Here is a 7,284-nt window from a genome sequence, read left to right as displayed (position 1 = left end):
GCCGCGGCGGATCGCCGGCTGGGCGATCCGCGCCTGGTGGCGGAGCGCACCGGGGAAATTGTCGATGATGCCGTTCGGATCGGGGTCGCCCGCATAGGCCCTGACCTCCAGCCCGGCCGCGCCCTGACGCGCGGAAAACACCCCCCAATGCGAGGTGTGCGGCTTGAAGCCATCCGACAGGTCGAGACCGGGGTCGGGGAAGCCAATCGTATCGTCCATCATCTGATCCTTATTCCGGGTCCGGTCCGCAATCGGGCTGGTAATATACCGATCCGTTCCGGACGTCGTCGAGATCAGCCTTGACGGAAACGCTGGGCTGCCCCGCGCCGCGGACGTCGTGATCACACTATGACGATGCGCGCTTGGACAGGGCGTCCCCCAGGCGCCGGAGTTCGGCCTCACCCGCCCGCGCAGCAATCGACCAACAGCCGCCAGATCCGCTGCGCCTCGTCCCGCGCGTGACCCTCCGGCACCTTCTCAACGCTGGACCGACCATAATCGGCGCGCGTTTGGCGAGGCACGACCCACCGCTCCGAGATCGGGTCGTACCATTTTCCGATGTTCATCTCAGTCACGGCGATCGACTCACAGATTTGATCAACGGTTGAGCGATGCGCCTGCCGCGGTCTCATGCGAGCCATTCGGCGACGCGCCACCCAATTTACCAATCGTGAGCTCGCATGATCGTTCCGCTTCTGGATCTCATCCCGGCCGCGCCGGATGAAGCGTGCGCGGATGCCGCTCGTGCAGCAGCCGCGCGAGCTCCTCGCGCTCGCTCTCGCGTCCTTTCATGGCGGTCTCGAACAGCGCCTCCTGGATGTCGCGAGGCATGTCGCCCCACACGTCCATGGCGGCGCGTCCGAGCAGGCCCGCGAGATGATCAACTCCATCGCTCATTCGGCTCTCCTGGTCTGCACACGGAAATGGAACAGCTGCGGCGGTCTAGCGTTCCAGTGTCATCATTGTGAAAAGGAGGCGTCTTTTATGGGATTATTCACCAAGGACATCAAATCGATGGAAGACCTGCTGCTGCACGGGCTGCAGGACATCTACTACGCGGAGCAGCAGATCCTGAAGGCGCTGCCCAAGATGATCGACAAGGCGACCAACAGGGATCTCGCCACCGGGCTGAAAGCTCACCTGGACGAGACCAACAAGCAGGTCGAACGGCTCGACAAAGTATTCGCCAAGCTCGGCAAGCAGCCCAGCGGCACGCAGTGTCCGGCCATCGATGGCCTGATCGAAGAAGCCGACGCCACCGCCGGCGAGATTGAGGACAAGGCCGTGCTCGACGCCGCGATCGTCGCCAATGCACAGGCCGTGGAGCACTACGAAATGTGCCGCTACGGCACGCTGATCGCCTGGGCGGAAGCACTCGGCCACGACGACATCGTGCGCTTCCTCACCACCAATCTGAATGAAGAGAAGGCTGCCAACACCAAGCTGAACACCGTGGCGTTGCGCAAGGGCGTCAACGCCAAGGCGTCCAACGCGGCCTGACCGCTTGCGACGTGGCGGCCCGGCTTCCGGCGCCGCCACGGTTCTCGTCAAATGAACGGCTTTCCGCCGGTGACGGCCAACGTCGCCCCCGAGGTGTAGCTCGATAGCGGATCGGCCAGCATGACATAGGCGGTTGCAAGCTCGGCCGGCTGGCCGGCGCGCTGCATCGGAACCTGCTTGCCGAAGTTCTTGACCCTTTCCTCCGACATGGTCGATGGAATCAGCGGCGTCCATATCGGGCCCGGAGCAACGGCGTTGACCCGAATGCCCTTCTCCGCCAGCATTTGCGCAAGCCCACCGGTAAAATTCTGGATGGCGCCCTTGGTCGTGGCGTAAACCAGCAGGGTCGGGTTCGGCATGTCCGAGTTCACCGACGCCGTGTTGATGATCGCAGCTCCCGGCCGCATGTGAGAAACGGCGGCCTTGGTCAGATAGAACATAGCGTGGATGTTGGTCTCGAACGTGAGCCGCCACTCCTCGTCGCTGATGTCTCCGATGTCCTTGAACGTGGCCTGATGGGCCGCATTGTTGACGAGGATATCAATGCCGCCGAGCTCCTCGACCGTGCGACGCACGATGGAGCGGCAGTGCTCGGGATTGCGGATGTCGCCGGGAATCAGGATCGCCTTGCGTCTTTCCCGCTCCACCAGCGCCTTGACCTCGGCCGCATCCTCGTCCTCGTTCAAATAGGAGATGACGATGTCGGCGCCTTCACGCGCGTAGGCGATCGCGACCGCGCGGCCGATGCCGCTGTCACCTCCGGTGATGAGCGCCTTCTTTCCGGCCAGACGTCCCGAGCCTCTGTAACTCTCCTCGCCATGATCGGGGCGTGGCCGCATCGCCCGCGTCGAGCCGGGCATCGGTTGCTGCTGCGGCGGATAAGGTGGCTTTGGATAGTCGGTCATGAAGCAGCTCCAGGGATCTGCTCCGCTAACGGAGCCCCGCAGGAAGCGTTCCTGTGACCGCGCTGCTGCACCGCGGAACCCTTTGCGCCGCAACATTCAAAAATGAGACTGCCAGTCAAGCCGGACGAGGCGCTCACGCATGCACCGCATCCGAGTTCGGCTAGCTTCTCATCAAAGCCGCGGGCCTTCGAGAGCCAGCCTTCGAGAGCCACGCGGCGCCGCGCCGGTTCGGTACGGCCATAAATCGACGTCACAGGGAGGAGCACAATGTCGAAATGCAGTGTGGGACTGCTCGCGCTGAGCAGCCTGTTTCTTTCAAGCGCAGCGATCGCCCAGGAAAAGATCAAGGTGGGCGTGACCGCGACGCTCGAGGGCACCTACACGGTGCTCGGCGAGGACGGCATGCGCGGCCACCAGACCGCGCTCAACGTGCTGGGCAAGAAAATCGGCGACAAGGAGCTCGAATTCATCGTCGCCTCGACCGACGCGACACCGGACTCCGCGGTGCGCGCCGTGCGCAAGCTGATCGAGCAGGACAAGGTGCAGATCCTGCTCTCGCCGCTGTCCGGCGACGAGGGCATCGCGGTCAAGAACTTCGCAAAGACCCACCCCGAGCTGACGTTCATCAACGCGGCGTCCGGCGCACAGGAAACGACCTACGTCGATCCGGCCCCGAACTTCTTCCGTTACAACATGGACGGCGCGCAGTGGCAGGTGGGCCTCGGCAAGTACGCCTATGACGAAAAGAAGTATCGCAAGATCGCAACCGTCGGCGAGGACTATTCCTTCATCTACACCCAGGTGTTCGGCCTCGTGCTCGAGTTCTGCGGCGCCGGCGGACAGATCACCAACCGGCAATGGGTGCCGCTCGGCACCAAGGATTTCGCATCGGTCATCGCCGCCCTGCCCGACGATGTCGACGCGATCTATCTCGGCCTCGGCGGCGCCGACGCCGTCAACTTCCTCAACCAGTATCAGCAGGCCGGCGGCAAGGCGCATCTGATGGGCGGCTCCATCATGATCGACCAGACCATCCTGTCGTCCAAGGGCAACGCCAAGAATGCCCTGGTCGGCACCATCGCGGCGAGTGGCCAGGCCGATACCTGGGAAGATCCGGGCTGGCAGAAATTCGTGAAGGCCTATCAGGACGCCTTCCCGCCCAATAAGCGCTTCCCGAGCCCGTCACTGCTCGCGACCAATTACTATGACTCGACCATGGCCCTGATCCTCGCCCTGCGCGAGGTCAACGGCGATCTCTCCAACAACCAGTCGAAGTTCAAGGCTGCGCTGGCGAAGATCGAGATCGACGCGCCGAACGGCAAGATCAAGCTCGACTCCAACCGGCAGGCGATCGGCACCAACTTCGTCACCGAAGTCGTCGACGACGGCAAGGGCGCGTTGTTCAGCAAGGTGGTGAAGGTGATCCCGAACGTGAACCAGACGCTGGGCTATGATCCAGCCGTATTCTCGAAGATCGGACTGCCGAGCCGCACCGTGCCGGAATGTAAGAAGTACTGACGCATCGCGCCTGCAACGGACAACCGGGGAGCGACTTGCTGACGCGGTCGCTCTCCGCTCTTGCAATCTCGTCGGCGTTGTTGAACGCTGAGTGAAAAGACAAGAACATTCGGGAGGGGAAGGCATGAGCCGTGCGCTCGCCGTCTTCCACGGCCGGTTCGGTCGGGCGACGGTTTATCAGTTGAACCGCCCTTTCAATATTCACGCCCATCGCGAAGGTCATCTGATCTTCCATGTCGGCGGCATGCCCGCATGCATCGACGTGTCCGACGGGCACCATGATCTCACCGAAACGTCCGTCGTCGCGGTCAATCCCTGGGAGCCGCACAACTTCCTGCCGGCCGATCTGGACGGCGGCGCGATCTTCTTCGTGCTCTACGTCAATGCCGAATGGTTTGCACCCGATGCATCCGGCACTCACCGGCTGCGTTTCGGCCGCACCCAGTTCAAGCGCACGCCGGCCCTGGACAAGCACATCAGGCGGACCGCCGCGCTCGTGTGCGGCGCACCATCGCTCTCCAGTCTGGATTCCGAACTGCGGAGGTTGATCGACATCTGCTACGACGAAAGCTGGCAGCAGGCCGAGATCGCCCGCGATCCTCGCGCAAGCGGCTCCGTCACCGATTTTCGCGTGCGCAAATGCATCAAGATGATGTCGGAAAGCCCCGGCGCTGAGATCGAGCTCGATACGATCGCGCGGGAATCCGGCCTGTCGCGTCCGCATTTCTATCGGCTGTTCCGCGTCCAGACCGGCGTTACGCCGAACCTCTATCTCAACACGCTGATCATGGAACAGGCGCTCGAAGCACTGGTGGCGAGCGAGACGCCGATCGCCGATATCGGCTTCGATCTCGGCTTCTCCTCGCAAAGCGGTTTCACCCGCTTCTTCGCCGCCAATGTGGGGATGGCCCCGACCGATTATCGTCGCGCGGCCAAGATTTTGCGCGCCTGAGCGCGGGCCACGAAAAGATACTCACGATCAAACGTTCCCCTCCGAGCCCGGCTAGGATGTCGGCAACGCGATCCCGAGAGAGGATTGCGACCGACGGGAGCGCACGTCCATGGCGAGGCCAGCAGCCGGCATCGGCTTGCATGCCCCCTCGCCCCGCTTGCGGGGCCGAGACGAGCTTCGCTCGCTCTGGGAAGGTCGGGGTTTACCCACGCCTTCTCGAAGGATCGGCCGCCGGGAATCCGCTTCCCATCTACGATGGCCCTGCCACAAGCGAGGCGAGGCGGGAGCATGAGCCGCTTTGTCGAACGCCATCCGGCCTGGGCGCTCATCGCAATCATTGCCGTTGCCGTCGCGCTCTGGTTGATCTTCGCGGTCTGGCCGCCGGGCCTGGAAGAGGCCGTCGGCCGCAAGCGCGTCTTCCTCAACGCCGTCTTCAACGGTATCACGCTCGGAGGGCTCTACTTCCTCGTCGCCAGCGGCTTCACGCTGATCTTCGGGCTGATGCGCAACGTCAACCTCGCGCACGGCTCGCTCTATCTGTTCGGCGGCTATGTCGGCTACGCCATCAGCACGGCGACCGGCTCCTGGGTGCTCAGCTTCATCGTCGCCTTCATCCTCACGGCCCTCGTCGGCGTCCTGCTCCAAGTGATCGTGTTCCGCCGGATGGAGGGACAGGATCTCAGGCAGACCATGGTGACGATCGGGCTTTCGATCGTGTTCGCCGATCTCATGCTGTGGGCCTGCGGCGGCGATTTCTACCAGATCCAGACACCGAACTGGCTGATCGGCCCCGTGGAGCTGCCGCTGGTCACGGCGATCAAGTCCTCGGGCGAGCCGGTCTATCTCCGATATCCCATGGTGCGACTGGTGATCTTCGCCGCCTCGGTGGTCATTGGCGTAGCAATGTGGCTTGCGCTCAATCGCACCCGCATCGGCATGATCATTCGCGCCGGCGTCGACGACCGCGATATCCTCGCCGCGACAGGCGTGCGTATCCAGCTCGTCTTCGTGCTGGTGTTCGCGTTCGGCGCAGGTCTTGCGGGCATCGCTGGCGTCGTCGGCGGCACCTTCCAGTCGCTGTCGCCTGGCGAGGACATTCGCTTCCTGCTCGCCTCCCTCGTCGTCGTGATCGTGGGCGGCATGGGCTCGATCCCCGGCGCCGCACTTGGGGCGCTGATCATCGGCCTCGCCGAACAGCTCGGCTCGGTCTACATCCCGACCTACGCCATCGTCGTGACCTTCCTGATCATGGTGCTGGTGCTGGCGATCCGGCCGCAAGGCCTGTTGGCGAGGCGCTGACATGTCGCTCGCCCACGATGCCCGCGTTGCCGTCCGTCCCGCCACAATGGCGCAGCGCGCGGCACGGACGTGGCCGGAGATCAACAATCCCGCCGCCTGGGTCGTCGCCGTCATCCTCCTGATCATGCCGCTGATCGCCAACGGCTTCTTCCTGATCGAGATCTTCGCCTCCACCTTGATCCTCGGCACCATGGCGCTCAGCCTGATGTTCCTCGCCGGCTATGGCGGCATGGTCAGCCTGATGCAGCTCACCATCGCGGGCTTCTCGGCCTACATGGTCGCGGTGTTCGGCGTCAGCGGCAACGCCAATATCAGCCTGGGCTGGCCATGGTGGCTCGCGGTCCCCATGGCGCTGGCGCTGGCAACCGCCTTCGGCACGCTCGGCGGCGCGCTCGCGGTGCGCACCGAGGGCATCTACACCATCATGATCACGCTCGCGATCGGCGCGGCGTTCTATTATTTCACGAACCAGAACTGGGCGATCTTCAACGGCCATACCGGCATCAACACCGTGGCCACGCCGCACTTCTGGGGCGTCAACTGGCGCGCCGACATTCCCTTCTATTATATCGTGCTCGCGGTCGCCGCGCTCTGCTATTTCGCCGTCGAATATCTTTCGCGCGCCCCCTTCGGCCTCGCTCTCCAGGGCGTGCGCGACAATCCAAGGCGCATGGCGGCGCTCGGCTTCAACGTCAATGCGCACCGCATCGCCGCCTATGCCTTCGCCTCCTTCGTGGCGGCGCTGGCCGGCGTGCTCCAGGTCTGGAACTACCGCCAGATTTCGCCGGGCTCGGTCAGCGTCGGGGCCTGCATCGACGTGCTGATCATCGCCGTCGTCGGCGGCATCACGCGCCCGATCGGCCCCTTTATCGGCGCACTGATCTTCGTGCTGCTGCGCACATTCGCGCTCGACTTCCTGGTCAGGCTCGGACTCGACGGCAACCGCTTCCGGCTGCTGATCGGGCTCGGCTTCCTCGCCATCGTGTTCTGGTCCTCGGACGGCGTCATCGGCCTGTGGCAGCGCTGGCGTCAGAGCCAGCGGCGTCCGGCTGCAAATCAACCTGGCAGAGGACGCGGCCATGGATAGCGTCGCGCAACGCCTCTCGGCCG

General features: G+C 63.9%; 8 protein-coding genes. 5 read left to right on the top strand and 3 right to left on the bottom strand.

Features of this window, described 5'->3' with window-relative positions; genetic code table 11:
• Positions 1–219: hypothetical protein (locus MOV75_RS21175; protein WP_247006526.1), on the bottom strand; the 219-nt coding region annotated here is incomplete at its 3' end.
• Positions 220–702: 483 nt separating this feature from the next.
• Entirely contained in the window at positions 703–897 is a 195-nt protein-coding gene (locus MOV75_RS21170) for a hypothetical protein (RefSeq protein ID WP_246929401.1), read from the bottom strand.
• An 87-nt stretch (positions 898–984) separates the two neighbouring features.
• Between MOV75_RS21170 and MOV75_RS21165 the strand changes: the two genes are divergently transcribed.
• Complete coding sequence (locus MOV75_RS21165) at positions 985–1,500, top strand: ferritin-like domain-containing protein (protein ID WP_246929399.1); 516 nt, start codon at positions 985–987, stop codon at positions 1,498–1,500.
• Positions 1,501–1,547: 47 nt separating this feature from the next.
• Here MOV75_RS21165 and MOV75_RS21160 read toward each other — a convergent pair whose 3' ends face one another.
• Positions 1,548–2,405, bottom strand: a complete 858-nt coding sequence (locus MOV75_RS21160) for an SDR family oxidoreductase (protein WP_246929394.1) — start codon at positions 2,403–2,405, stop codon at positions 1,548–1,550.
• Positions 2,406–2,672: 267 nt separating this feature from the next.
• On the opposite strand from MOV75_RS21160, the gene MOV75_RS21155 reads away from it, so the two are divergent.
• The 4 genes from MOV75_RS21155 to MOV75_RS21140 all read left to right on the top strand — a co-directional run bounded on the left by MOV75_RS21155 (position 2,673) and on the right by MOV75_RS21140 (position 7,261).
• Positions 2,673–3,923, top strand: coding sequence for an ABC transporter substrate-binding protein (locus MOV75_RS21155; RefSeq protein ID WP_246929392.1), 1,251 nt, complete (start codon positions 2,673–2,675; stop codon positions 3,921–3,923).
• 124 nt (positions 3,924–4,047) lie between these two features.
• Positions 4,048–4,875: an AraC family transcriptional regulator gene (locus MOV75_RS21150; protein ID WP_246929390.1), complete on the top strand. Its 828-nt coding sequence runs from the start codon at positions 4,048–4,050 to the stop codon at positions 4,873–4,875.
• A 288-nt stretch (positions 4,876–5,163) separates the two neighbouring features.
• Positions 5,164–6,174: a branched-chain amino acid ABC transporter permease gene (locus MOV75_RS21145; protein WP_246929388.1), complete on the top strand. Its 1,011-nt coding sequence runs from the start codon at positions 5,164–5,166 to the stop codon at positions 6,172–6,174.
• Position 6,175: 1 nt separating this feature from the next.
• Positions 6,176–7,261, top strand: coding sequence for a branched-chain amino acid ABC transporter permease (locus tag MOV75_RS21140; protein ID WP_246929386.1), 1,086 nt, complete (start codon positions 6,176–6,178; stop codon positions 7,259–7,261).
• Positions 7,262–7,284 lie beyond the last annotated feature (23 nt).

Origin of the sequence: Bradyrhizobium sp. PRIMUS42 (assembly GCF_023006515.1) — a bacterium.
Lineage (GTDB): Bacteria > Pseudomonadota > Alphaproteobacteria > Rhizobiales > Xanthobacteraceae > Bradyrhizobium.
The sequence above is the reverse complement of the archived record's forward strand: the minus strand, read 5'-3'. Positions and strand labels throughout refer to the sequence as shown.

Excerpts from the sequence above, each read along its gene's own strand:
- MOV75_RS21170 (WP_246929401.1), bottom strand. The coding sequence starts at position 897 with ATGAGCGATGGAGTTGATCATCTCGCGGGCCTGCTCGGACGCGCCGCC.
- MOV75_RS21165 (WP_246929399.1), top strand. The coding sequence starts at position 985 with ATGGGATTATTCACCAAGGACATCAAATCGATGGAAGACCTGCTGCTG.
- MOV75_RS21160 (WP_246929394.1), bottom strand. The coding sequence starts at position 2,405 with ATGACCGACTATCCAAAGCCACCTTATCCGCCGCAGCAGCAACCGATG.
- MOV75_RS21155 (WP_246929392.1), top strand. The coding sequence starts at position 2,673 with ATGTCGAAATGCAGTGTGGGACTGCTCGCGCTGAGCAGCCTGTTTCTT.
- MOV75_RS21150 (WP_246929390.1), top strand. The coding sequence starts at position 4,048 with ATGAGCCGTGCGCTCGCCGTCTTCCACGGCCGGTTCGGTCGGGCGACG.
- MOV75_RS21145 (WP_246929388.1), top strand. The coding sequence starts at position 5,164 with ATGAGCCGCTTTGTCGAACGCCATCCGGCCTGGGCGCTCATCGCAATC.
- MOV75_RS21140 (WP_246929386.1), top strand. The coding sequence starts at position 6,176 with ATGTCGCTCGCCCACGATGCCCGCGTTGCCGTCCGTCCCGCCACAATG.